Here is a 25107-nt window from a genome sequence, read left to right on the forward strand (position 1 = left end):
CCGTGACCAACCTCAATGCCGTCGACCCGGCAGCAGTAGCGCAGGACGCTCACCTGGAAAGCGCCGACGCGGTCATCGGCAAATCCACCATTATCTTCCGGCGCTTCATGCGGAACCGGACCGCCGTGGCGGGCCTCATCATTTTCCTTGGCCTCACGCTCTTCTCCTTCGTCGGCGGGTACTTCACACCCTGGGACAAGGAGACCATCGACCCCTTCAACATTGGCATGCCACCCTCCGGGGACCACTTCCTGGGCACTTCCCAGGCCGGAATCGACCTCTACGCCATGACTGTGGAGGGCACCCGGATCTCCATCATGATTGGCTTGATTGTTGGGCTGGTGTCCGTCCTGGTCGCCGCCGTCTACGGCTGCACCATGGCCTACTTCGGCGGAAAAGTGGACAAGGTGATGCTCTTTGTCCTTGAGGCGCTCATCATGATGCCTGCCCTGCTGGTGGTGGCTGTGGCCACGAGCGGCGGAGGGGACGGGTTGAAAAAGAACCTGCCCAGCTGGCTCCTCCTGATCATCGTGCTCCTGGTCTTCAGCTGGATGGGCACCGCCCGGCTTATCCGGTCCCTGTCCATGTCTCTGATGCAGCGGGACTTCGTCAAGGCCGCCCAATACATGGGCGTCCCGCCCCGCAGGATCGTGTGGCGCCACCTGGTTCCCAACATCGGATCCTTGCTGGTCCTGGACATCACCCGCGGTGTCACAGGTGCCATCCTGGCCGAAGTTGCGTTTTCCTTCATCGGCATCGGCATCAAGGTCCCCGATGTAAGCCTGGGAGTATTGATCGGCGGCGCCACGTCCCAAGTCCAGACCTTCCCCTGGATGTTCTGGGTCCCGCTGACGGTGATGTTCCTGCTGACAGGCTCCCTTGCCATGATGAACGACGGCCTGCGGGACGCCTTCGACCCCAGCTCCAGTTCCGTCGGCAAGGCCACGAAGAACAGGACCCCCAAGGACAGCGCGAAGAACAGCGTCAAGGAGCCGGCGAAATGAGCAGCGAAACGTACCTCGAACCGGCCGATCCCACACAATCCGCCGCCGAACGCCTCCAAGTCGCCGGCCTGTATTCGCCGTCGGATGCTGTCCTGTCGGTTCGGGACCTGAGCGTTCGGTTCAACTCCGAGAACGGGGTGGTGCACGCGGTCCGCGGCGTCGACTTCGACCTGATGCCGGGCAAGACCCTGGGGATCGTGGGTGAATCCGGTTCCGGTAAATCCGTCACATCGCTGGCCATCATGGGCCTCCTGCCTCCCACGGCTCAAATCGCTGGGTCCGTGCGGCTGATGGGCAAGGAACTGCTGGGCCTCAGCGACAAGGCGATGTGCGCCTACCGCGGCAATGACATCGCCATGGTGTTCCAGGATCCGCTCTCCTCCCTGACTCCGGTCTTTACGGTGGGCACCCAGATCATCGAGGCCCTCACCATCCACAACCCCACGATGAGCAAACAGGCCAAAGAAGCCCGCGCCGTCGAACTTTTGGCCATGGTGGGGATCCCGAGCCCCAAGGACAGGCTCAAAGCCTTCCCGCACGAGTTCTCCGGCGGCATGCGCCAGCGCGTGATGATCGCCATCGCGATCGCCAACAACCCCCGGGTGCTGATCGCGGATGAGCCGACGACGGCGCTGGACGTCACCATCCAAGCCCAGGTGCTGGAGGTGCTTCATACGGCGCAGGAGGAGACGGGTGCCGCCGTCGTGATGATCACCCACGATCTGGGTGTGGTGGCGGGCATCGCCGACGACATCATGGTGATGTATGCCGGCCGGCCCGTCGAGACCGGACAGGTGGATGATATCTACTACGACCCGAGGATGCCTTACACCATGGGCCTCCTCGGGGCCGTGCCGCGCGTGGACGTGGCCGAGAAGACGTCGCTGGTCCCCATCGAGGGCATCCCGCCCAACCTCATCCACACGCCCACCGGCTGCTCGTTCGCCCCGCGGTGTCCGCTGGTCACAGATGCCTGCAGGGCCGGGGAACCGGAACTACTCCCTGCTGCGGGCCACGCCGGACACAAAGCTGCCTGCATCAAGTCCGATGCCTTGGGTGGGGACACCGACGTCCTGGAAATCTTCTCGGCACCACCGGTGCCCGTGTCCCGCTTCGATGCCATTCCCCGTGCGGAACGGGCAACGGTGCTGGAACTCAAGGACGTGCGCAAGCACTTCCCGCTCACCAAGGGTGCCCTGCTGAAGCGGCGCATCGGCACCGTCAAGGCCGTGGATGGCCTGAGCTTTGATATCCGCGAGGGCGAGTGTTTCTCCATCGTCGGGGAGTCCGGCTCCGGAAAAACCACCACGCTCCTGGAAATCATGGAGTTCCACAAGGACCAGGACGGCGAGGTGGTGATCGGCGGCCTCAGCAATAAGGAAGCCACCACCGGCAAGGCCAAGAGCGCCATGCGCCGCGAACTGCAGATGGTGTTCCAGGATCCAACCGGGGCCCTGGATCCGCGGTTCACGGTCTATGAGGTCCTGGCCGAACCGCTGCAGAACGCGGGCTTGGACAAGCGGGCCATCAAGAAGCGGATCATGGAGCTGATGAAGCTGGTGGGGCTGCAGCCCGACCACGTCAACCGGTTCCCCAACCAGTTTTCCGGCGGCCAGCGGCAGCGTGTGGGCATCGCCCGCGCCCTGGCCGTGAACCCGAAACTTGTGGTCCTCGATGAGCCCGTATCCGCTCTGGACGTGTCCGTCCAGGCCGGCGTCATCAACCTGCTGGACCAGCTGCGCGCCGAGTTGGGCCTCAGCTACCTGATGGTTGCCCACGACCTCTCCGTGGTCCGGCACATCTCCAACCGGGTGGCCGTGATGTACCTGGGCAAGATCGTGGAGATCGGCGAGGTGGACCGCGTCTTTGACAACCCCCGCCATCCGTACACGCGGGCGCTGCTGTCCGCCATACCGGTCCCGGATCCCCAGCTGGAGCGCACCCGGGAGCGCATCATCCTCCAGGGCGACCTCCCCTCGCCCCTCGATGCGCCCAAGGGCTGCAACTTCGCAACCCGTTGCCCCGTCTTCGCGGCGCTTCCTGCGGCGAAGCAGGAGAAATGCCTCACGCTCGAACCGCCGCTTGAAGCTGTTCCGGCTTCGGCCGCAGCACAGGCGCTGGAGGCTGGCTGGCTGCCTCCAGCGGACCAGCAGTTCGCCTGCTTCTTCCCGGACGGTGAGCTGGACGAGGACATGCTGGTGGTCCACGAAACGGCGGAACCCCATGCACCCTAGATTTTTTCGACCCATCACAAGCACCACCACTCGCACCAATGAAGGGAACACCATGAAGAATCTGACCAGGATTGGGGGAGCGGCGGCTGTAGCTGCCGCTCTGGCGCTCACGGCCTGCGGGGGCGGTGGCACACCCACGGGACCGGAAACGGCAAAGGGGCAGGAGGCTGGCAGCGACCTCTCCAAGCTCATCAGCATCAACGAGAAGCCTGCCGCGGATCTTGAGCCGGGCGGTAAGGTCACCTTGCCGCTGGGCAGCATCGGGCCGGACTTCAACGGGTTCTCCAACAACGGCAACAGCTCTGACAATTCCGCCCTGCAGATCCCCATCAACCCGGTGGCCGTGAACAGCGGCGGCATCGGCGGCTGCTGGAAACTGAACTTTGTGGGCAAGGCAACCCCGAACAAGGACTTCTGCGAGTCGGTGGAGAGCGAAGTTGTTGATGGCAAGCAGACTGTCACCATCAAGGTCAACGACAAAGCCACGTACAACGACGGCACGCCGATCGACATCAAGGCCTTCAAGAACACCTGGAACATCCTCAAGAGCCCGGATGCCGGTTACGACATCGTCAGCTCCGGGGCCTACGAATTCATTGAATCCGTCGAAGCCGGCAGCAGCGACAAGGAAATCATCGTCAAGACCAGCCGGCCGGTCTATCCGCTGGACTCGCTGTTCTTCGGCCTGATCCACCCGGCCGTCAACACCCCTGAAATCTTCAACGAAGGCTTCGTTGGCGAAATGCACCCGGAATGGATGGCTGGCCCCTTCAAGCTGGACCAGTACGACGCCGCGGCCAAGACCGTGACTCTCGTTCCGAACGAGAAATGGTGGGGCAACAAGCCGGTCCTGGACAGCGTGGTCTTCCGCCAGCTTGAAACCAGCGCGCAGATCGCCGCCTTCAAGAACGGTGAAATCGACGCCATGTCGGCCAACACGATCGCCCTGTACAAGCAGCTCGAGGGCACCAATAACTCTGAGGTCCGCCGCGGCCAGCGCCTTTTCGCCGGCGGCATGAACATCAACGCCCAGAAGATCACCGACGTCGCCGTCCGCGAAGCCATCTTCGCCGCCGTCGATCGCGAAGCGCTCCGCAAGGTCCGCTTCAACGGCCTGAACTGGGAAGAGCCCAGCTCCGGCTCCATGATGCTCCTGCCGTTCTCCGAGTACTACCAGGACAACTACCCTGTGAAGGAAACCGGCCCGGACGCTGCCAAGAAGGTTCTGACCGACGCCGGCTACGCCCCGAACGCTGCCGGAATCATGGAGAAGGACGGCAAGCCGGCTGCCTTCAAGATCAGCAACTTCGGTGACGATCCCACCACTCTGGCCTTCACGCAGACCCTGCAGAAGCAGCTCCAGGCCGGCGGCATGGATGTTGGCATCGACCAGCGCGCCTCGGCCGACTTCGGCAAGGTCATTGGTGGCCGAGACTTCGATATGAGCGTCTCCGGCTACACGGTTGGCCCGGACGCCACGGACGCCGTCAAGCAGTACTACGACTCCAAGGTCAACGAGAACGGCCTGGGCGACGCTGAACTGGACAAGAAGATCGCCGACCTCGCCTCCATCGAAGACAACGCCGAGCGCAACAAGGCGGCAATGGAGGTTGAGAAGGAGCACATGGCGAAGTACTTCTCCATGGGTGTCGTGATGAACGGCCCGCAGATCTCCTTCGTCCGTAAGGGCTTGGCCAACTACGGCCCGTCCCTGTTCCAGAGCCTGTCGCAGGTCCCGGACTGGACCACGCTGGGCTGGGAAAAGAAGTAACATCCCCTCCAACGCTCTCTCACTTCCGGTCGGTCGCCCGGCTGGAAGTGAGGGAGCGCTTGGGTTTAACACACGGGAAGTGAGAGAGCGTGCGGGTAGCGTAGCCCTATGACCGGAACTGTTGATGAACGCACCATCCGCACCGCCGTCATCGGCTTTGGACTGTCAGGGAGCGTCTTCCACGCGCCGCTGATCGCGGCGGACCGCCGCTACTCGCTGGACATCGCTGCAACATCCGACGCCGGGCGGCAGGCTGCCGCAGCCGAGCGGTATCCAGGCGTCAAAACAGTGCCCGACGGCGACGCTGTGCTTGCGCTGGCCGGGAACCTTGACCTGGTGGTGCTGGGGACGCCTCCCGCCACGCACTTTCCGCTTGCGAAGGCCGCCCTGGAAGCCGGACTCGACGTGGTGGTGGACAAGCCTTTCGCTGTCCGATCGTCCGAAGGGCAGGAACTGATCGCCTTGGCGGAGCGGCTGGGACGGGTTCTCACGGTCTTCCAGAACCGGCGCTGGGACGGGGATTTCCTTACAGTCCGTAAGTTGTTGGCCGGGGAGGCACTTGGAAGCGTGACCCGCTTCGAGTCCAGCTTTGAACGCTGGTCCCCGGACATCTCAAAAGCGTGGAAGGCCAACGCCACAGCAGCCGACGGCGGCGGTGTGCTCTTTGACCTCGGGACGCATCTCATCGACCAGGCCCTCCTGCTGTTGGGGCCGGCCACGGTGGCCCACGCGGAGCTGCATGCGCGGCGGCCCCACGAGAAAGTGGACGATGACGTCTTCCTTGTCCTCAATCACGGATCCGGGGTGACCAGCCACCTGAGGATGAACATGCTTTGCGCGCAGCAGGGCCCACGGTTCCGCATCCTCGGATCCTCGGGAGCGTTCACCAAGCACGGGGTCGACCCGCAGGAACCGTATATCGTGGCCGGCGGCAGCCCGCTGGACGAGGAGTTCGGGCTGGAGGCGCCGGAATGGGCCGGCGTCCTGGGCCGCGACGGACACCTGGAAGCGCTGCCCACCGAACGCGGCGCCTACCCCGAGTTCTACAGGATCCTCGCGGACAAGATCCTCGACGGCGGCACAGCCTCAGCCCGCCCCCTCCCAGTAGACCCCACCGGCCCGGTAGAGGTCCTCAAACTAATAGAAAAGGCACGCGAACTGGCCGCTGCGCAGGCTTAACCACGAACGCTGGACGACAGGCATCCGGCAGCGTGCGTCAGAGCGACGAAGGAGCAGCACGCCGAGGATGTGTGTCGTCCAGCGCAGCGGGACGAACTACAGACTTACGCGGAGACCAGTTCGTGCCAGTCCGCCACGAGGGGCAGGTTGTGGGCTTCTGACACGGAGTGGTGCGCCACGTGGCCGGCGGCGATGTTGAGGCCGGCGGCGAGGGCGGGGTCGCGGTCGAAGGCGGCCTTGACGCCCAGGTTGGCCAGTGCCACGGCGTACCGGAGGGTGACGTTGGTCAGGGCGTAGGTGGACGTGTTCGGGACGGCGCCGGGCATGTTGGCCACGCAGTAGAAGATCGTGTTGTGGACCTTGTACGTGGGTTCCTGGTGCGTGGTGGGGTGGGTGTCCTCGAAGCATCCGCCCTGGTCCACGGCGATGTCCACAAGTACGGAGCCGGGCTTCATCCTGGCGACGAGTTCGTTGCTGACCAGCTTGGGTGCCTTGGCACCGGGGATCAGGACGGATCCGATGACGAGGTCGGCGTCGACCACGGACTTTTCGATCTCGTACTTGTTGGACGCCACGGTCTTCAGGCGGCCCTGGTACTGGGCGTCAAGCTCGCGGAGCCGGTTGATGTTGATGTCCAGGATGGTGACGTCAGCGCCCAGGCCCAAGGCCATGGCTGCTGCGTTGGTGCCAGCAACGCCGGCGCCGAGCACAACCACCTTGGCGGGACGGACACCGGGGACACCGCCCAGGAGCACGCCTTTGCCGCCTGCCGGTGCCATCAGCGACGTGGCGCCCACCTGCACGGAGAGCCGGCCGGCGACCTCGGACATCGGGGCCAGCAGCGGCAGGGTCCGGCCTTCCTGGACGGTTTCGTAGGCGATGGCGGTGACGCCGGAGTTAATCAGCTCCCGGGTCAGTTCGGGCTCTGCGGCGAGGTGGAGGTACGTAAAGAGGATCAGGCCCTTGCGGAAGCGGTGGTATTCCGCGGCGATGGGTTCCTTGACCTTCATGACCATGTCGGCGCGGGCCCAGACGTCGTCGGCGGAGGCTACGATTTCGGCCCCGGCGATGGCGTATTCCTCATCGGTGATGCCGGAGCCAACGCCTGCACCGCGCTCCACCAGCACCGTGTGCCCGTGCGTACGGAATTCGTTGACGCCGGCCGCTGTGATGGCCACGCGGAATTCGTTGTTCTTGATCTCTTTGGGGACACCGATGATCATTGTGGGCTCCATTTTCAGGGCCCGAAGGCCCTTGCATTGCGGGGGAAGTTGTTGATTCCAGAATAAATCCGGTTGTGAGGCAGGTGACACGAATCCGGCGAGACGGCACTGTGGCAGCCGCGCCATCCCGCGGATTTTTGAAAACACCGCTCGACATTTGTCCAGCGTGCAAGCGTCAGGTGTCGCCTCGTGTCCGTTCGCGGCAACACCCGTCCCGGCAGTACTGTTGGCCCATGCAGCAGCAGGATGTCGAACAGCTCGTGGAGCGCATCGCGCAGAAGCTCGGGCGGGGGCTTTCGTTGGAGGACCTGGACGGGCTGCTGCTCGCGTACAGCTCCAACCAGTCCCACGCCGACCGCGTCCGGGTCAACTTCCTGCTGAGCAAACGCGTCCCCGTGGACGTCAGTGCCTGGCAGCTTTCGCACGGTATTTCGACGGCGGTCCGCCCCGTTGTGATCCCCGCCAACCCAGAGCTGGGCATGCTGGGCCGGGTCTGCGTGCCGTTGATGGTGCGCGGTTTCCGGGTGGGCTACTTGTGGGTCCAGCAGGACTCGGAGGATGAAAACCCGACGGCGATCCTCACCCAGCTGCCGGAAGTGAACCACGAAATCGAGATGCTCTCCGGCCTGTTGCTGGATTCGAACACGGCTGAATCCGAGTTCCGCCGCGGCCGCGAACGAGAATTCCTGGCTGCCTGTTCCGGCGAGGCGAACGCTGTGGCGGCTGTTGCGGGATGGAAGGAGATTCAGGGCAAGGGGCCGTGGCAGATGGTCACGGTCCTTGACTCCGACGGCTGGGCCGGAGGGCCGGACCCCATCGCGTCCACCCTGATCCACCGGTCGGCGGCACTTCAGGCCACCATCGGGGTGGACGTGGCCCTGTTCAGCGCGGGCACCGAAACGCATTCCGTGGTGCTGTTCAAGGAGTCCACGGGCCGCGCCAACCATGCCCAGGTACTGGTCCACTATCAGCTGGAACTGGCCAAGCGGTCCGGCCGCCCCGTGCACCGCATCATCCTTGGAATCAGCGAGGGATTCGCCCGGCCGAGGGATTTCGCAGAGGCGTACCGGCAATCCAAGCTGGCCGCGCAGGCAGCAGCGGTGGATCCGCAGCTGGGTGAGCTGGTGGACTGCCGGGCCACCGGGGTCTACCAGCTGCTGGCATCGGCCGGCGGCGGGGCGGGCGCCTGGACGGATTCCGGGTCGGTCTACTTTCGAATGCTGGAGGACCACGACCGAAACGGTGAACTGATCCCTGTCCTGGAGCTGCTGTACGACAACGACGGAGCAGTGCAGGACGTGGCCGATAAACTCCATTTGCACCGCAGCAGCATCTACAACCGGCTGGGCCGTATCCGCGCCCTGCTCGGGGTGGACCCGCTCAAGGGCCTGCCCAGGCTGGAATTGCATGCTGCCCTGAAGATGCGCCGGTGGGCGGCCCGGCCCAGGATTTAGGCGGCGTTACCTTCGTGTTTGGAGGGTTCGTCAGGTGCCATCGATTGGTCCTGGACGGCGCGCTGCGGAATGTCCTGGCGGGTGGCAGGAGCAGCTTCACGGCCGGACTCCAGGGACGTTGCCTGGTCCAGGGAAGCTGCCTGCTGCAGGGTCAGGGTTTCTTGAATTCCCATTGCTGCGCGGCGGCGCTTGGAGATTGCGCTGTCAGCCCACATGGCCACGGCGACGAAAACTACGCAACTGGACATCACCACCGCAGTGTTGTTCAGCCTCATGGCGGATCCCAGCATGGCAGCAACCAGCATGGCGGCAATGCCCGCCACCACGTGCAACCCTCTGAAATTCGCCACAAATCAAGCCTAACCCCGGCAGTCAGCCTCTTTTAAGGCCTCGCCAAGATCGTTGCTTGATCCTTATCACTCCGTCATTCTGGGGCGCGCGGGCCGTCATTTTCGGTGGCCTGCCGCTTCGCCTGGTCCGTCTTCTTCTGTTCTTCCAGCCAGGCTACGATGGCCGCCCGCCGGATCCTGCGGTGCGTGCCCCGGTATTCCACAGGTATTTCGCCGCGATCGGTCATATTGCGCAAATACGTGTGGGAGATGCCGGCCAGTTCCGCCGCCTGGGAGGTGGTAAGCATTTCCTCCACGCTGCTGACGGCCACTGCCTCACCCCGGCTAAAGCGGCTGAGAAGGTCAACGACGGCGTCCCGCGCCTGGGGCGGAAGTCGGTGGACCGTGCCGTCCACAAAGACTGTGATGTCGTGGCTTCCCGCCAGTGCCCGTTGCAGATTCTCAGCGTCCTCGACCGGGAGGCCGGCGGTCATCCGGGGAGCTATCAATGCCATGGGCAACAGCCTAACCCGCTGCTGCGGACCCGGTGGCGGTATGCTCGCCTGATGAAACTAGGTGATGGCCGGGAGGTCACGTCGGGCGGCCTCACCGGACGGCTGTACGCTTCGGCAACGCGACACGCCAGCGGACCCGCCGCCGAAAATGGAAGCGGGAACAGGCCCACCTACGTGCTGCTGCACGGCATCGGTGTTTCCCACCGCTACTTTGCACGTCTACACCATGAGCTGGCCCTGGTGGCTGATGTCTACACCTTGGACCTCCCCGGCTTCGGCGCCGCGCCCAGGCCCGGCCGCCAGGTGCCCGTAGGGGAATACGCTGCGTTTGTCAGCAGTGTGCTGGCTGGAGCCGGGGTCCGGTCCTGCGTGCTGGTAGGGCATTCCATGGGCACGCAATACGCGGTGGAGCTTGCCCTCCAGGACCCCGGACTGGTCGCTGGCCTGGTGCTGATGGGCCCGGTGGTGGACAGCACCAGGAAATCGGTGCCGCTCCAGGCGTTGGCCCTCACACGTGATGCGGTGTTCGGCGAATCCGTGTCCTCGAATGTCATTGTCTTTGGGGACTACTTCCGGACCGGCCTGCGCTGGTACCTCACACAGCTGCCTGTGATGATGGACTATCCGCTCGAATCCAGGATCCAGGGTGTCAGCCAGCCTGTGCTGGTGATGCGCGGAGCGAAAGACCCCGTGGCCCGGCGCGGGTGGTGCGAACGGCTCGCCGCCCAGGCGCCACAAGGCAGCCTGGCGGAGATACCCGGGGTGGGGCACGTCCTTCAGCACACGGCTCCGGGAGCCACGGCCGCCGCGATCAGCAGCTGGGTCCGGGCAGTCGACGGATTCGGTGTTACCGCCTGAGCACTACTCGGCGTCGAGATCCGTTTCCAGGAGCTTGACCAAGGAATCGAGTGCGGCATCCGCCCCGTCACCTTCGGCCCGGAGCACCACGACGTCGCCCTTGGCCGCACCGAGCGTCATCAGCGACAGGATGCTGGAAGCGTCCAGCGCCTCATCCGCCGGCTCACCCTGCATGGCGATGGTGACCTCCACTCCGACGTCGCCGGCGGCCTCGGCAAAGAGAGCGGCCGGACGGGCGTGCAGGCCTGAGCGGCTGGCAATGGTGGCGATGCGTTCGGGCATTTTCATTCCTCCTGGTAGTTGAAAGTTCGCGCGGGCACCGGCGTTAGAGCCCAAGTTCGTCGAGGACGGGCAGCTTTTCGCGGACCCAGGCCCGGGCTTCGGTGGCACTGGGTGCGGACAGCGCGAGCTTGGCGAGCTCCTGGGCCTCGGCGAGGGTCACGGTCTTCAGGACCGCTGCGACGGCGGCCAGGGAGCGCGCAGTCATGGACAGCGTGGCCACACCCAGGCCGGTAAGAACGACGGCGAGGGCGGGGTCGGCTGCGGCCTCACCGCAGACACCCACAGGTTTGTTATTGCCTTCGGCGCGGGAGCCTTCCACCGTCAGCCCCACCAGGCGGAGGACTGCGGGCTGCCAGGGCGTATTCAGGTTGGCGAGCGGGCCCAGCTGGCGGTCCGCGGCCATGGCGTACTGGGTGAGGTCGTTCGTGCCCAGGCTCGCGAAGCCCACCTCGCGCAGGATCGCTTCGGCAGTGAGGGCGGCGGAAGGAACTTCCACCATGACCCCGGGCGTCCGGATGCCGGCGTCGGCGCACATTGAAGCGAAGCGGGCCGCTTCTTCCGCCGTCGAAATCATTGGAGCCATGACCCACACGTCCGCTTCGGACTGCTTCTCAGCCAGGGCAATGGCTTCCAGCTGGCGGTCGAGGACACCGGGCGTGGTGAAGTCCGTGCGATAGCCGCGGACCCCCAGGGCCGGGTTGGGTTCCGTGGAGTCGGTCAGGAACGGGAGGGGCTTGTCAGCGCCGGCGTCGAGCGTACGAAGCACCACCTTCTTCCCCGGGAAGGCATCAAAGACGCTCTTGTAGGCTGCGGCCTGTTCCTCGACGGTGGGCTCGGAGTCGCGTTCCAGGAAGCAGAATTCGGTGCGGAACAGGCCCACGCCCTGGGCGCCGAGCTTGGCGGCCGCCTCGGCGTCCTTGCCGCCGCCCACGTTGGCGAGCAGCGGCACCAGGTGGCCATCCGCCGTCGTGCCCGTGCCGCTGAACTCAGCCAGCAGGGAAGCCGTGGCCGCCCACGCATCCGCCGCGGCACGCAGCGAGTCGTCGGGATCGGCGGTGATGCTGCCTGCGGCGCCGTCAACATAGACTTCCGTGCCATCCGCGAGCTCGTCTACTCCCACAGCAGCCACCACGGCCGGCAGGCCAAGCGAACGGGCAATGATGGCGGTGTGGGACTGCGGTCCGCCGCCTGCTGTCACGAGTGCCAGGACCTTGTTCGGGTCAAGGGTCGCGGTGTCGGCCGGTGCCAGGTCCTCCGCCACGAGCACAAACGGCGTGCTGGAGGTGGGGATGCCGGGCGCAGGAACGCCGCGAAGTTCGGCAACGATCCGGGCGCGGACGTCCAGGACGTCCGTGGCGCGTTCGGCCATGTACCCGCCCAGGTTGTGGAGCATTTCCGAGACCGAGGAACCGGATTCCCAGATGGCGCGTTCGCTCGAGAGGCCGCGGGTAACAAGCTTGGCCGCGCCCTTGATCAGCATGGTGTCCTTGGCCATCAGTGCCGTGGCCTCCAGGACAGCCTTGCCGTCCCCGGTGGCGTGGGCGGCACGGGCCTTGAGTTCGTCGTGGACGGCCTGCGAGGCTGCCTTGAGTGCTGCGGTTGCATCCTCAGGCGTGACACCGGCGGCCAGCTGCTCGCCCGCAGGCGGTTCGCTGATCGGTTTGGGCATCTGCCGGACGATGCCGATGATGCGGCCTGGGCTGACGCCAACTCCTGGGAAGTTCTGCACTGAAGGTCCTCATTCTCTGCCGGTAGCCAGGCCCGCCAAGGTTCCCGGCGCCATGCCGGGGCGCCGTGACTGCTACGTCAGGTGGCGCGAAACGTGCCTGAAAAAATTGTATGTGATTCAGTTCATATAGCAATGCTATAGGTGATAGGGTAGCGGTTATGAGTTTGGATGGCCAGCTTCCCCCCAAAATGCGGCTGCTGCGTGCAGCGGCCGAATTGCTGGCAAAATCCGCGGGGGCACCCGTCTCCACCCGCCAGATCACGCAGCTGGCAGGGGTTACGGCACCTACTCTGTATCACCACTTCGGTGACAAGGAAGGTCTGTTTGACGCCGTCGTCGCCGCGGGATTTGAGGAATATGTCGCGGGGGAAAGGGATTTCGCCCCGTCCGGACACCCGCTGGAGGACATCCGGCGGATGTGGGACAACCACGTCCAGTTCGGGCTCAACCAGCCGGAACTGTACTTGGTGATGTTCGGCAATATCCGTCCTGAAAGCCGTCCCGCCATCGTTGCCGATGCCGAGGCCCTGATGGAGGAGATGCTGAACAAAGCAGCGGTGGCAGGCCAGCTGAACGTCCAGCCGCGGGAAGCAGCCAGATCCATCCTGGCCGCCAACGTAGGGGTGACCCTCATGCTGATTGCGGAGCCTGCCGCTGAACGGAACCTTGAATTGTCCACCATGACGCGGGACGCCATGATTTTTGCGGTGTCCGCGGACCAGTCTGCCGGTGGCAGCCCGGATGACTCCGGGAAGTCCTCGGTAGTGGTGGCAGCGATTGCCCTGAATGCCGCACTTCAGGCCTCGCACTCAGACCAGCTCTCCAGCTCGGAACTCAAACTCTTCCTAGAGTGGCTTCACCGGATCTCGACCAGCAGCTAGCCGGTCCCAAGCCGCACAACAGCACTTTTGCACAGGCAGTACCGTCGTCGAAATATCGGACCATCCTGCGGAGCAGCAGGAATCACGGTTAGGAAATCACATGGCAACAGAGACAGTTGCAAAACCCCGTACCAGCGTGCGCGTTGGCGTCCAAAAGTTCGGGACGTTCCTGTCCGGAATGATCATGCCCAACATCGGGGCGTTCATCGCCTGGGGCCTCATCACCGCCCTCTTTATCGAAAAGGGCTGGATCCCCGTTCCCCAACTGGGCGGCTTTGGTACCAATGCCGAAGGTGTGGCGAATGTTGGCCTGGTCGGCCCCATGATCACCTACCTCCTGCCGCTCCTGATTGCCTACACCGGCGGCCGCATGGTCTACGACGTCCGCGGCGGCGTGGTGGGTGCTATCGGCACCATGGGCGTCATCGTCGGCGCCGGCATCCCGATGTTCATTGGCGCCATGATCATGGGGCCCCTGGGCGGCTGGACCATGAAGAAGATCGACTCGCTCTGGGACGGCAAGATCCGGCCTGGCTTCGAGATGCTGGTGAACAATTTCTCCGCCGGCATCTGGGGCGGCCTGTTGGCCATGCTGGGCTTCTACGGGATCTCCCCACTGGTCACGGCCTTCAGCACGGCCGCCGGCAATGTGGTCCAGTTCCTGGTCAGCAACGGCCTGCTTCCCCTGACCAGCATCTTCATCGAGCCCGCCAAGGTGCTGTTCCTGAATAACGCCATCAACCACGGCGTACTCACCCCGCTGGGCATCCAGCAGTCTCTGGAGCAGGGCAAGTCCATCCTGTTCCTGCTTGAGGCCAACCCGGGTCCCGGCTTCGGCATCCTGCTCGCCTACATGTTCTTCGGCCGCGGTGCAGCGAAGGCCTCCGCCCCGGGCGCTGCCATCATCCACTTCTTCGGCGGCATCCACGAAATCTACTTCCCGTACGTCCTGATGCGCCCGCTGCTGATCCTGGCCGCGATCGCTGGCGGCATGACGGGTATTGCCACCTTGTCCATCACCAACTCGGGCCTCGTGGCGCCGTCCGCTCCCGGCTCCATCCTCGCGGTGCTGGCCCAGACCGCCCGGGACAGCTACCTGGGCGTGATCCTTGCAGTCCTGCTCGCCACGGCTGTTTCCTTCGTCGTCGCCTCGGTGATCCTGAAGACCACCAAGCACAGCGACGAAACGGACCTGACCGAGGCCACCAGCCGCATGGAAGCCATGAAGGGCAAGAAGAGTTCCGTCGCTTCCACGCTGACCGGCGCGGGTGCCGGCGGCGGGGTAGGGACGGCGGTCCTGGCCGGACCGGTCAGGAACATCGTCTTCGCGTGCGACGCCGGCATGGGCTCCAGTGCCATGGGCGCGTCGGTGCTGCGGAACAAGATCAAGGCCGCCGGCTTCCCGGAGGTCAAGGTCACCAACGCGGCCATCGCCAACCTGAGCGACACCTACGATGTGGTGATCACCCACCAGGACCTGACGGAACGGGCCAAGCCTGCAACCTCCAGTGCCGTCCATTACTCCGTGGACAACTTCATGAGCAGCCCGCGCTACGACGAAATTGTTGAGCTGGTCAAGAAGAGCAACGCTCCGGAAACGTCCGACGCCGGTGCTGCCGCCGGCCATGGCGCCCACGCTGCGGATACTCCGGTGGACTCAGCCCCGGGTGGCACGGCTCCCGGTGACGCGGGGACAACCGCACCAGCCGCCGTCGCACCTTCCGAGATTTTAGTAGCGGACAGCGTCATCCTGAACGGCACCGCCACTACCCGCGATGCCGCGATCGACGAAGCTGGCCGGCTCCTGCTGGCCCGCGGTGCCGTGGACGAGGGCTACATCGCTGCGATGCACGAGCGTGAAGAGTCGGTGTCCACGTACATGGGCAGCTACCTGGCCATCCCGCACGGCACCAACGCGGCGAAGGACCACATCAGGAAGTCCGCTGTGTCCGTGATCCGGTATCCGGAGGGCATCGACTGGAACGGCAAGGAGGTCAAGTTCGTCGTGGGCGTGGCCGGCATCAATAACGAACACCTCCACATCCTGTCCTCCATCGCGAAGGTCTTCACCAACAAGGCCCAGGTTGCCCAGCTGGAGGCCGCCACATCGGTGGACGAAGTGCTGGAGCTGTTCGGAAAGGTCAACGCATAGTGAAGGCAGTACATTTCGGGGCGGGAAACATCGGCCGTGGCTTTGTCGGGCTGCTGCTGCACCAGGCCGGGTATGAGGTGGTGTTCGCGGACGTCGCCGAGGACCTCATCGACCAGCTGGCGGCAGCTGACAGCTACAACGTCCACGAGGTGGGGGAGAACCCCACCGTCCGGACGGTCGACAACTTCCGGGCGCTGAACTCCGGCACGCACGATGCGGAGCTGGTGCGGGAAATCGCGACGGCGGACATCGTCACCACCGCCGTCGGTCCGCACATCCTGAAGTTCGTGGCGCCCGCCATCACCCGGGGCATCGCAGCGCGGGAGGCCGGACTGGCGCCCCTGCAGGTCATGGCCTGCGAGAACGCCATCAACGCCACGGACATCCTGCGAGGCGAAGTCGCCGGGCTCTGGGACGAAGCCGCCGGTTCACTTGACTCCGCGGCAGTGTTCGCAAACACAGCAGTGGACCGGATCGTGCCCAACCAGGAGCCCGGGCAGGGGCTGGATGTCACGGTGGAGACGTTCTACGAATGGGTCATCGACCGGACGCCGTTTGGCGGCGTACCGCCGGTGATTCCTGGGGCCACTTTTGTGGACGAGCTCGCACCGTACATCGAACGGAAGCTCTTCACCGTGAACACGGGGCACGCTTCCGCGGCGTACTTCGGTTTTGAGGCCGGGCTGGAGAAGATTTCCGAAGCCATGGCCGACCAGGACGTTGCCGAGGATGTCCGCGCGGTCCTGGAGGAAACCAAGCAGCTCCTGGTTGCCAAGCATGGGTTCAGCAACGACGAGCAGGAGGCCTACGTCCAGAAGATCCTGGTCAGGTTCTCCAACCCGCACCTGCCGGACACCGTGAACCGGGTGGGCCGCGCCCCGCTGCGGAAACTCAGCCGGCACGAGCGGTTCATCGGCCCGGCCGCGGAGCTCGCGGAACGCGGGATCGTGCCCGAAGCGCTCCTGGGTGCGATCGCCGCAGCCCTGCGCTTCAACGACCCCGCCGACGCCGAGGCCACCGAGCTCGCGGAGATCCTGGCTTCCTCATCACCGGCCGACGCCACTGCCCGGATCACCGGGCTGGCGCCGGAGCATCCTTTGTTCGAGGCCGTGTCCACCCTGGTGGAGGAACGCCAGGCGGAAGGTGCCAAGGCTCCGGCCTAGACCCTCTCTCAACACACACGACGCCGGCACCCACCTCGAGTGCCGGCGTCGTTCCTTGTTGTCTCCCGGCCCTGACGCTCTGATCAGGCATGGGCAAAATCCTTCGAGTGGTCCGCCGCATGGGTGATGGCGGTTACAAAATCGGTTTTTCGACCGTACACGCACGCCCGCAGGGCTGTGGAATGCTGGTGAGGTGACCCGGAACCCAGCCGCCCTGCCCCCTTTGTTGACTGCCGACGTCGACGGCGGGACCTTCCGCCTCCGCCATGCCTTGCCCGCCGACCTGCCCGCCATTGTGGCGCTGCTTGCCGATGATTCCCTCGGTGCCGGCCGCGAACGGGCCGAGGACATGGCCCCTTACGAGCAGGCCTTTGAAGCGATCGACGCCGACCGGTCCCACCTTCTGGCTGTTGGTGACCTGTTGCCGCCCGGGTCCGAGGAGGGGCCCGTGGTTGCCACCTTCCAGCTGAGCTTCCTCCCTGGTATTTCGCGGCAGGGGTCCTGGCGCTCACAGATCGAGGGTGTGCGCGTTGCGGGCAGCCTCAGGGGGCAGGGCATCGGCAACCTCATGGTGCAGTGGGCGATCGAGGAGTCCCGGCGCCGTGGCTGTTCGATGATGCAGCTAACTACTCACAAGTCCCGTACGGCCGCCCACCGGTTCTACGAGCGGCTGGGGTTCGACGCCAGCCATGAGGGCATGAAGCTGACCCTCTGAATTCCCCAACTAGGTAGCAGCAGATGCTCTTTTGAGGGCTCAAAACGACATGTGCTGCTACTTAGTTGGGCCACGCGAGGGGTGCTAAGCGGCGGCGCCCTTGCGTACAAACAGTGTCTCGGCCTGTTCCAGGGACATGCCGTTGGTCTCCGGGACCTTGAACATCACAAAGAAGAAGGACGCCGCAGCGAAGAGCGCGTACATGGCATACGTCAGCGGCAGCGAGCCGGCGGCCATGACGGGAAAGCTGAGCGTGATGGCGAAATTGGCCACCCACTGTGCGGCGGCGGCCAGGCCCAGGGCGCGGGCGCGGATCCGGGATGGGAAGATCTCGCCGAGGAGCACCCAGACCAGCGGGCCCCAGGACGCGCCAAAGCTGACCACAAAGATGTTGGCGGCCACCAGGGCTACCGGGCCCCAGGCGCCCGGCAGGGAGATGTCCGAACCTGAGCCCACGGCGGTGGAGAATGCCACGGCCATCGTGCCCAGCGAGACCGCCATGCCGATGGATCCGGCCAGCAGGATGGGGCGTCGGCCGATCCGGTCCACCAGGGCGATGGCGATGAGGGTCACCAGGATATTGGTGACCGAGGTGGCAACGGAGATGGTGAGCGAGTCCTTCTCCTGGAATCCGACAGCCTTCCACAGGGTGGTGGAGTAGTAGAAGATCACGTTGATGCCCACGAACTGCTGCAGGACGGAGAGGATGATGCCAATCCAGGCGACGGCCTGCAGCCCGAAGGTTTTGCCTCGGAGGGAGCCTTTCTGGCCGGCCAGTTTGTCCTCTTCGATCGCGTCCTGGATCTCGCGGATGTGCCGGTCAGTGTCCTCGTCCGGGGCGATGGAGTCGAACACCTTACGGGCTTCGCCTTCCTTGCCCTGGAACACCAGGAACCGCGGGGATTCCGGCAGGGTGTATGCGATCCAGCCGTAGACTACCGCCGGAACGGCTGCGGCAAGGAACATCCAGCGCCACGCCTCGATGCCCAGCCAGTACGCCTGGTCCGCGCCTCCGGCGCTGGTGGCGAAGAGGGCATCCGAAAGGAGTGCGGCGAAGATACCGGTGGTGATGGCCAGCTGCTGCAGCGATGCCAGCCGCCCGCGGACCTGCCGTGGCGAAATCTCCGAAATGTAGGCCGGCGCGATGACCGAGGCCAGGCCGATTCCCAGGCCGCCCACGAGGCGCCAGAAGATCAGGTCCCAGACACCGAACGCAAAGCCGGTGCCGACGGCACTGACCAGGAACAGCAGGGCGCCGAGCTTCATGGCCGGAATGCGGCCGTAGCGGTCGGCCACCTTGCCGGCGAGGAAGGCGCCGGCGGCGCAGCCCAGCAGGGCGATGGCAACGGCGAAGCCGGTGACGGCCTCCGAGAGCGCGAACTCGTCCTTGATGGCATCGACTGCGCCGTTCACCACGGAGGAGTCGAAACCAAACAGGAAGCCACCTACCGCGCCCGCGAGTGCCAGCCAGATCACCCGCTGGGGGATTTTGGCGGTTGTCTGCTCCTTGGCGGTGGGCATGGTGCTCCCTGGGTTTGGGGGTTGGATGGATGCGGTGCGGACGTCGTCGGCTGCGGTACCGGCCCAGACGGCCGGCGCACACGCGCTAAACAGTGTGGCACGTCACCGCCCGCGGTTCCACTTGGGACTATCACCCTCCCAGACAGACAGACGACGACGGCGGGCCCGCGGCGCCGTCGTCGTCATCAGTTTTGCGGCCCGAGGCCGCCTTAGTGAGCCGCCACCGCAACTGCGTCTTCCCGAGGGGCGGCCTTCGGGTCGGTCAGCTTCTTGTTCGGCAGTGCGAAGCTGATGAGGAACGCGATGCCCGTGAGCACCGCGGCGGTGAGCATCACGGTGTCGATCGCGTAGGCGAAGCCCTCCGTGATGGGCCGGGTGAGCACACTGTTGGCGGAATGCAGCCAGCTGGTGTCGTTGAGGGACTCGTTGGACGCGCCGTTCTGGAAGAACTCGTAGAGCTTGGCGTTAGCCGGATCCGCCGCAACGGCCGGGTCCTTGAGAACGGCCTGGAAGTCGGCGCTTTCCATCGCGGATTTCATGCCGTCCGCGATCCGGCCCGCCGCGACGCTGAACAGCATGGAGATGAACACGGCCGTGCCCACCGCGCCGCCCATGGACCGGAAGAAGGCGGCGGAGGACGTGCCCACACCCATGTCCTTCGGCGGCACGGACACCTGCATGGCCAAGGTGAGCGGCTGCATGCAAAAACCCAGCCCCATGCCGAAGAACACGGCAATCACGCCGGGAACCCAGAGGCCTGTGTCCACACCGAGGGACAGTCCCATGACCAGTGCAGCGGCGGTAAGGATGGCGGTGCCCGTAATAGGGAAGATCCGGTACGTGCCAGAGGCCGAGATGGTGCGGCCGGCGGTGATGGAACCGGTCAGGATGCCAAGGGTAAAGGTGATCATCATCAGGCCGGCTTCAGTGGGGGTGAGGCCCTTCACCAGTTGCAGGTACATCGGCAGCATGGCGATGGCACCGAACATGCCAATGCCGATGATGAAGTTCAGCAACGAGGACAAGCCAAACGTGGCGTTCCGGAAGAGCCGCAACGGGATCAGTGCGTAGTCGCCGGCCCGTTTTTCGGCGAGCAGGAACCAAGCGATGCCTACAACACCCAGCCCGTAGCAGAGGAAGGAGTTCATGGACGCCCAGCCCCAGCTGCGGCCCTGTTCCGCTACCAGCAGCAGCGGGACGATTGCCAGGGTGATGGCGGCAGCGCCGAAGTAGTCGATCTTCTGTTTCACGTGCTTGGCCGGCAGGTGCAGGAACAGGAACACCACGGTCAGCGCGGCCAGGCCGATGGGCAGGTTGATGAAGAACACCCAGCGCCAGCCGTCAAAGCCCAGGATGTTGGCTGATCCGGCGAACGCGCCGCCCACCACGGGTCCCAGGACCGAGGAGATGCCGAACACCGACATAAAGTAGCCCTGGTATTTGGCCCGGTCCTTCAGGGACACGATGTCGCCGATGATGGTCAGCGCGAGGGCCAGCAGGCCGCCCGCACCCAGGCCTTGGACACCGCGGGCGATGGCCAATTCTGTCATCGAGTGCACTGAACCGGCATACAACGAGCCGGCCAGGAAGATCACGATGGCGATCAGGTACAGCGGGCGACGGCCAAAGATGTCGCTCAGCTTTCCGTAGAGCGGCGTGCTCACGGTGGAGGTGATGAGGTACGCGGTGGTGGCCCACGCCTGCAGGGAGAGCCCGTCCAGGTCGTTGGCGATGGTGTAGATGGAGGTGGACACAATGGTCTGGTCCAGGGATGCCAGGAACATGCCCAGCATGAGTCCCACCATCACGGTGACGATCTGACGCTGCGTCAGGGTTTCGCCGGCGGCGCGCACAGCGGTTGTTTTGGACATAACTGCTCCAGGGAAGAAAAGGGATCACGCTCGATAGTTGCTTTCGGTAACTATGTTACGTCCCGTTTCATTCCCTGAGCCATGGATTTCTTTTGCGGCCCCCCCGCCGGGCGGGGTCAGCGTTCCACGAGGATGCCGTCCGGATCACACCAGATCATGGCCCCGGTCCGGATGCTCACGCCATCGAGCACAATGTCCACATCAACCTCGCCGGCTCCGTCCTTGGCACTCTTGCGCGGGTTGCTGCCCAGCGCCTTGACGCCCAGGTCCAGCCGGGCGATAGCCTCCCGGTCGCGGATGGCACCGTTAATCACGACGCCGGCCCAACCGTTCGCCACGGCGCTTTCGGCGATCATGTCCCCCATCAGGGCGGTGGCCAGCGAGCCGCCGCCGTCTACCACCAATACATGGCCGTGTCCGGGGGTGGCCAGTGTGGCCTTCACCAGGGCGTTGTCCTGGAAGCAGCGGATGGTCCGCGCCTGGCCGCTGAAATGTGACCGGCCCCCGAGCGACTGGAACTGGAGAGACACCGAGGCAAGCTCCTCCCCTCGTTCATCATAGAGATCGGCCGTGTTGATGGCCTGGATGGAGGGGTTTCCTGCAGCTGATGTCATGTGTTCTCCTGGGGTTTCCGGCAGTCCCTGAAAGGCAGTTGTGCCGTATGACAAGCGGGACGATGATGCCCACGATAGTCTGATTTTCAGAATCACCAACCGTTCCAGGGGGAACCAGCCATGAGCCTGTCCAACACACCCGCACCGCCGGATCCCGGCGCTGCAGCGGACGGCACGACGGCGGCCCTCGCCGAGCCGACTACGAAAGTCACCGCCCGCTGGGTCACCGGGTTGGTGCTGGTCAACGTTGGTATTAATGCCGCCTTCTTTGGGCCGATCAACGTCTTTATCGGACAGCAGGCCATCGGCATCGATGAGGCCAACAAAGAAGCGATTTTGTCGCTCGTGACCGGTTGTGGTGCTGCCGTATCCCTGGTGGCCAATCCTTTGTTTGGGGCGTTGTCAGACCGCACCACCTCGCGCTTCGGCCGCCGGTCGCCCTGGGTCCTGTCGGGCGCGATCCTGGCCACCGCGGCGCTCCTTGCCCTGTCGGGCGCCGTCACAGTGGCCCTGATGGTGCTGTTCTGGTGCCTGGTGCAGTTGGGAGCCAATGCGGCTTACGCTGCCATCACCGCTGCTGTCCCGGACCGGGTTCCCGTGCTTCAGCGTGGCGGCGTGGGCGGGCTGGCTGCCATGGGCCAGACGGTGGGAATCCTGATCGGCGCGGTTTTCGGCGCCGTCGTCAGCGGCAACTACATGCTGGGGTACGCCCTATGCGCCGCAGCGCTGATCGTGTCCATCCTGCCGTACCTGTTCCACCGCAACGACCCGCCCTTGCCAAAAGCGGAGCGCGTTCCGTTCCGGCTCGGTGAGTTCGTCCGAAGCTTCTGGATCAGCCCTGTCCGCCACCCGGACTTCGCCTGGGCATGGCTCACGCGCTTCCTGGTCAACGTCTGCAACCAGATGACCATTGTGTACCTGCTCTTTTTCCTCCGGGACGTCCTCAAGCATGAGGACCCGGCCCTGGGGGTCCTGACCCTGACTGGCATTTACGCGGTAATGGTCATGATCACTGCGGTGGTGGCAGGCCCGTGGAGCGACCGGCTTGGCCGGCGGAAGCCCTTCGTGATCGGCTCCTCCGCCATCATTGCCGCCGCGGGACTAACAATGGCATTCTTCCCGGTCTGGAACGGCGCCCTCGTTGGGGCCGGCATCCTGGGTGTCGGGTTCGGCGCATACCTTGCCGTCGACTTTGCCCTGCTGACGCAGGTCCTTCCCCTTGCCGCGGACAGGGGCAAGGACATGGGCATCATCAATGTCGCGAACTCACTTCCGCAGGTGTTCGCGCCAGCCCTCGCATTCCTCGCCGTGACCTATTTTGGCGGGTACCTTACGTTGTTCATCACGGCCGCCGTGATCGGCCTGCTCGGTGCGGTTTTCGTGGTCAAAATTAAGAGCGTGGACTGATAGGGCCATAAACACGTGCCGTATAGTTGAACCGGACTGCAGGCAGCACGGAATGGGGACGCTCCCTGCTGCTGCACCATAAGAACACAACCCCGGAATCCTGATGCCCCAGACCATTTCAGACCATCCGCCCATGGCCGCGAGGCCTACTGCCCCACGCCAGAAACTGCGTTACGCCAGGATCCTGGAAGCAGCCGGAGGGTTCGCCCGCAAAGGGCTGGACTCGGTGGAACTGTCCGAGGTTGCGGCAAAGGCAGACGTTCCCCTCGGCACGCTCTACCGGTATTTTCCGTCACCCACCCACCTGATGCTCGCCCTGTACCGCCACCAGCTGGATGAACTGCAAACAGGGACCCGCGGCGCTTCGGCCCGCTTCCGCGGGCGTGCCCTGTCCGGAGTGGTGATGGAGATCTTCCACATGCGGGTGATGCAGCCGGCGGTGGAACAGTGCCTCGCCCGTGGCGTGTACCTCAAGGATCGGGACACCACGGTGCTGCTGCGGGAAATCGACACCCTGAGCCAGGACGCCGTCGCTGCCGCCAGTAACGACATCACAGCCAGGGTTGTGTTGCTAACGGTCACTGGTCTGGTCCAGTCTGTCCGGAACCGGCGTTTGTCCCTCTTTGAGGCGGAGGAAGACCTCAAAAAGGCGTGCTCATTGCTGGTTCCGGCCTCCTCTGAGGACTACCCAGTGCATAAATCGGCGTAACCGGTCTAGACCATTAGGCCCTTAAATCAGCCTTATTCGCGTGATCCGGCTCACAAAACGTTCCGAATAATCGATTTTTCAGCCCAAGACGGGCGCCCGGCGGCCTTTTTCACCCATTAAGCCTGTTTACCATTGCAGAACCGGAGTGGCTGGAAACCCGCACCTGCAAGGACTTCACCCCGGGCCCGCCACCCCTGGGCCCGCGAAGCGCCGAATCCACCATCTTGAGCCTCCATGTGCTTGAGCCTTTCTGCGCCGTGCGCCCACGGCTAGCCCCAGGAGACAAAGACGTGTCCATTGACGCAATCGCACCCACTGACAATTCCGCAGCAACGGCCCTGACCGAAGCGGAGATCTTTGACGCCCACCAGGGCGGCAAGCTCTCGATCACCAGCACCGTTCCGCTGTCCAATAAGCGCGACCTCTCGATCGCCTATACGCCCGGCGTGGCGGAAGTAAGCCGCGCCATCCACAACAATCCGGAACTCGCCAAGACCCTGACCTGGGCCCAGCGCCTGGTGGTTGTGGTCAGCGACGGCACCGCGGTGCTGGGCCTTGGCAACATCGGCGCCAGCGCTTCCCTGCCGGTCATGGAGGGCAAGTCCGCGCTGTTCAAGACGTTCGGCGACCTCGATTCCATCCCCCTGGTCCTGAACACCACCGACGTGGACGAGATCGTGGAGACCCTGGTCCGGCTGCGCCCCAGCTTCGGCGCCGTCAACCTCGAGGACATCTCCGCACCCCGCTGCTTCGAGCTGGAGGAAAAGCTCATCGAGGCGCTGGACTGCCCGGTGATGCACGATGACCAGCACGGCACCGCGGTGGTGGCCCTCGCCGCGTTGACCAACGCAGCCAAGGTGACCGGCCGCAAACTCGAAAGCCTCCGCGTGGTGGTCTCCGGCGCAGGTGCGGCCGGCATCGCCGTCGCAGAAATCTTCCTTACCGCCGGTATCCAGGACGTGGTCCTGCTCGACTCCAAGGGTGTCCTCAACAAGGACCGCGCAGACATCGCCGCCGATCCTGCCAGCAAGAAGGCCCAGATGGCCCAGCGCAGCAACCCCCGCGCCGTCACCGGTGGCCCAGGCGACGCGCTGCTCAACGCCGACGTGTTCGTTGGTGTCTCATCCTCGAAGCTGGACGAGGAACACCTGAAGCTGATGAACACCAACTCCATCGTGTTCGCCCTTTCCAACCCGGACCCCGAAGTCCTGCCCGAGGTAGCTGCCAAGTATGCCGCAGTGGTGGCCACCGGTCGCAGCGATTTCCCCAACCAGATCAACAACGTGCTCGCATTCCCGGGGATCTTCCGCGGCGCGCTCGACGCCCGCGCCCGCCGGATCACGCCCGCCATGAAGCTCGCCGCCGCGCGCGCCATCGCGGAACTGGCGGAAGCCGAGCTGTCCGCTGACTACATCGTGCCCAGCCCGCTGGATCCGCGCGTAGCACCGGCAGTGACGGCCGCCGTCGCTGCGGCCGTGGAAGCGGAGTAGTCTCCG

The 25107-nt window shown here is 64.6% G+C and carries 21 protein-coding genes; 13 read left to right on the forward strand and 8 right to left on the reverse strand.

The genetic code is table 11. The features are described from left to right. Positions 1-2: 2 nt before the first annotated feature. The 4 genes from ACFC25_RS17625 (at position 3) to ACFC25_RS17640 (ending at position 6188) form a co-directional block, all read left to right on the forward strand. Positions 3-1004, forward strand: coding sequence for an ABC transporter permease (locus ACFC25_RS17625; RefSeq protein WP_337348690.1), 1002 nt, complete (start codon positions 3-5; stop codon positions 1002-1004). Beyond that, complete coding sequence (locus tag ACFC25_RS17630) at positions 1001-3238, forward strand: dipeptide ABC transporter ATP-binding protein (protein ID WP_376047507.1); 2238 nt, start codon at positions 1001-1003, stop codon at positions 3236-3238. Before ACFC25_RS17625 ends, ACFC25_RS17630 begins: the two co-directional genes overlap by 4 nt. 52 nt (positions 3239-3290) lie before the next feature. Further along, complete coding sequence (locus tag ACFC25_RS17635; protein ID WP_376047510.1) at positions 3291-5009, forward strand: ABC transporter family substrate-binding protein; 1719 nt, start codon at positions 3291-3293, stop codon at positions 5007-5009. Between the two features lie 108 nt (positions 5010-5117). Further along, a complete protein-coding gene (locus ACFC25_RS17640) occupies positions 5118-6188 on the forward strand; it encodes a Gfo/Idh/MocA family oxidoreductase (RefSeq protein ID WP_376047512.1) in 1071 nt (356 codons plus the stop codon). Between the two features lie 104 nt (positions 6189-6292). Here ACFC25_RS17640 and ald read toward each other — a convergent pair whose 3' ends face one another. Further along, entirely contained in the window at positions 6293-7411 is a 1119-nt protein-coding gene (gene ald, locus ACFC25_RS17645; RefSeq protein WP_337348694.1) for an alanine dehydrogenase, read from the reverse strand. 233 nt (positions 7412-7644) lie between these two features. Between ald and ACFC25_RS17650 the strand changes: the two genes are divergently transcribed. Beyond that, positions 7645-8865 carry a PucR family transcriptional regulator gene (locus tag ACFC25_RS17650; protein WP_376047515.1) on the forward strand — a complete coding sequence of 407 codons (1221 nt, stop codon included), beginning with the start codon at positions 7645-7647 and terminating at the stop codon, positions 8863-8865. Here ACFC25_RS17650 and ACFC25_RS17655 read toward each other — a convergent pair. Then, positions 8862-9215: a hypothetical protein gene (locus ACFC25_RS17655; RefSeq protein WP_337348695.1), complete on the reverse strand. Its 354-nt coding sequence runs from the start codon at positions 9213-9215 to the stop codon at positions 8862-8864. The genes ACFC25_RS17650 and ACFC25_RS17655 overlap by 4 nt on opposite strands. Positions 9216-9289: 74 nt before the next feature. Next, a complete protein-coding gene (locus ACFC25_RS17660) occupies positions 9290-9709 on the reverse strand; it encodes a helix-turn-helix domain-containing protein (RefSeq protein WP_337348696.1) in 420 nt (139 codons plus the stop codon). 51 nt (positions 9710-9760) lie between these two features. Between ACFC25_RS17660 and ACFC25_RS17665 the strand changes: the two genes are divergently transcribed. Then, positions 9761-10567 carry an alpha/beta fold hydrolase gene (locus ACFC25_RS17665; RefSeq protein WP_376047521.1) on the forward strand — a complete coding sequence of 269 codons (807 nt, stop codon included), beginning with the start codon at positions 9761-9763 and terminating at the stop codon, positions 10565-10567. Positions 10568-10570: 3 nt separating this feature from the next. Here the strand turns inward: ACFC25_RS17665 and ACFC25_RS17670 are convergent, their stop codons facing one another. Further along, positions 10571-10849 carry an HPr family phosphocarrier protein gene (locus tag ACFC25_RS17670; protein ID WP_131135386.1) on the reverse strand — a complete coding sequence of 93 codons (279 nt, stop codon included), beginning with the start codon at positions 10847-10849 and terminating at the stop codon, positions 10571-10573. A 43-nt stretch (positions 10850-10892) separates the two neighbouring features. Further along, positions 10893-12578, reverse strand: coding sequence for a phosphoenolpyruvate--protein phosphotransferase (gene ptsP / locus ACFC25_RS17675; protein WP_376047524.1), 1686 nt, complete (start codon positions 12576-12578; stop codon positions 10893-10895). Positions 12579-12736: 158 nt separating this feature from the next. Here ptsP and ACFC25_RS17680 point away from each other — a divergent pair, with 158 nt between their 5' ends. The 4 genes from ACFC25_RS17680 to ACFC25_RS17695 all read left to right on the forward strand — a co-directional run bounded on the left by ACFC25_RS17680 (position 12737) and on the right by ACFC25_RS17695 (position 17489). Continuing rightward, positions 12737-13459 (forward strand): TetR/AcrR family transcriptional regulator, encoded by a 723-nt coding sequence (locus ACFC25_RS17680; RefSeq protein WP_337348699.1) that lies wholly within the window; start codon positions 12737-12739, stop codon positions 13457-13459. 100 nt (positions 13460-13559) lie between these two features. After that, entirely contained in the window at positions 13560-15611 is a 2052-nt protein-coding gene (locus tag ACFC25_RS17685; protein ID WP_376047527.1) for a PTS mannitol transporter subunit IICBA, read from the forward strand. After that, positions 15611-16774, forward strand: a complete 1164-nt coding sequence (locus tag ACFC25_RS17690; protein WP_376047530.1) for a mannitol-1-phosphate 5-dehydrogenase — start codon at positions 15611-15613, stop codon at positions 16772-16774. The genes ACFC25_RS17685 and ACFC25_RS17690 overlap by 1 nt, the downstream gene beginning before the upstream one ends. Positions 16775-16967: 193 nt before the next feature. Then, positions 16968-17489, forward strand: a complete 522-nt coding sequence (locus tag ACFC25_RS17695) for a GNAT family N-acetyltransferase (RefSeq protein ID WP_337348702.1) — start codon at positions 16968-16970, stop codon at positions 17487-17489. 84 nt (positions 17490-17573) lie between these two features. On the opposite strand, the gene ACFC25_RS17700 is transcribed toward ACFC25_RS17695, so the two are convergent. From ACFC25_RS17700 to rraA, 3 genes are all read right to left on the reverse strand, one after another. Next, complete coding sequence (locus tag ACFC25_RS17700) at positions 17574-19037, reverse strand: sugar porter family MFS transporter (protein ID WP_376047621.1); 1464 nt, start codon at positions 19035-19037, stop codon at positions 17574-17576. Between the two features lie 182 nt (positions 19038-19219). Continuing rightward, positions 19220-20881, reverse strand: a complete 1662-nt coding sequence (locus tag ACFC25_RS17705) for an MDR family MFS transporter (RefSeq protein ID WP_337348704.1) — start codon at positions 20879-20881, stop codon at positions 19220-19222. 116 nt (positions 20882-20997) lie between these two features. Then, complete coding sequence (gene rraA, locus ACFC25_RS17710) at positions 20998-21495, reverse strand: ribonuclease E activity regulator RraA (protein WP_376047535.1); 498 nt, start codon at positions 21493-21495, stop codon at positions 20998-21000. Between the two features lie 120 nt (positions 21496-21615). Between rraA and ACFC25_RS17715 the strand changes: the two genes are divergently transcribed. The 3 genes from ACFC25_RS17715 to ACFC25_RS17725 all read left to right on the forward strand — a co-directional run bounded on the left by ACFC25_RS17715 (position 21616) and on the right by ACFC25_RS17725 (position 25101). Then, complete coding sequence (locus ACFC25_RS17715; RefSeq protein WP_376047538.1) at positions 21616-22902, forward strand: MFS transporter; 1287 nt, start codon at positions 21616-21618, stop codon at positions 22900-22902. A gap of 103 nt (positions 22903-23005) precedes the next feature. Next, positions 23006-23611, forward strand: coding sequence for a TetR/AcrR family transcriptional regulator (locus tag ACFC25_RS17720; protein WP_337348707.1), 606 nt, complete (start codon positions 23006-23008; stop codon positions 23609-23611). A gap of 290 nt (positions 23612-23901) precedes the next feature. Continuing rightward, a complete protein-coding gene (locus ACFC25_RS17725; protein WP_376047541.1) occupies positions 23902-25101 on the forward strand; it encodes an NADP-dependent malic enzyme in 1200 nt (399 codons plus the stop codon). The last annotated feature ends 6 nt before the right edge of the window (positions 25102-25107 follow it).

The organism is Pseudarthrobacter sp. NPDC055928 (genome assembly GCF_042270935.1).
Taxonomy (GTDB): Bacteria; Actinomycetota; Actinomycetes; order Actinomycetales; family Micrococcaceae; genus Arthrobacter.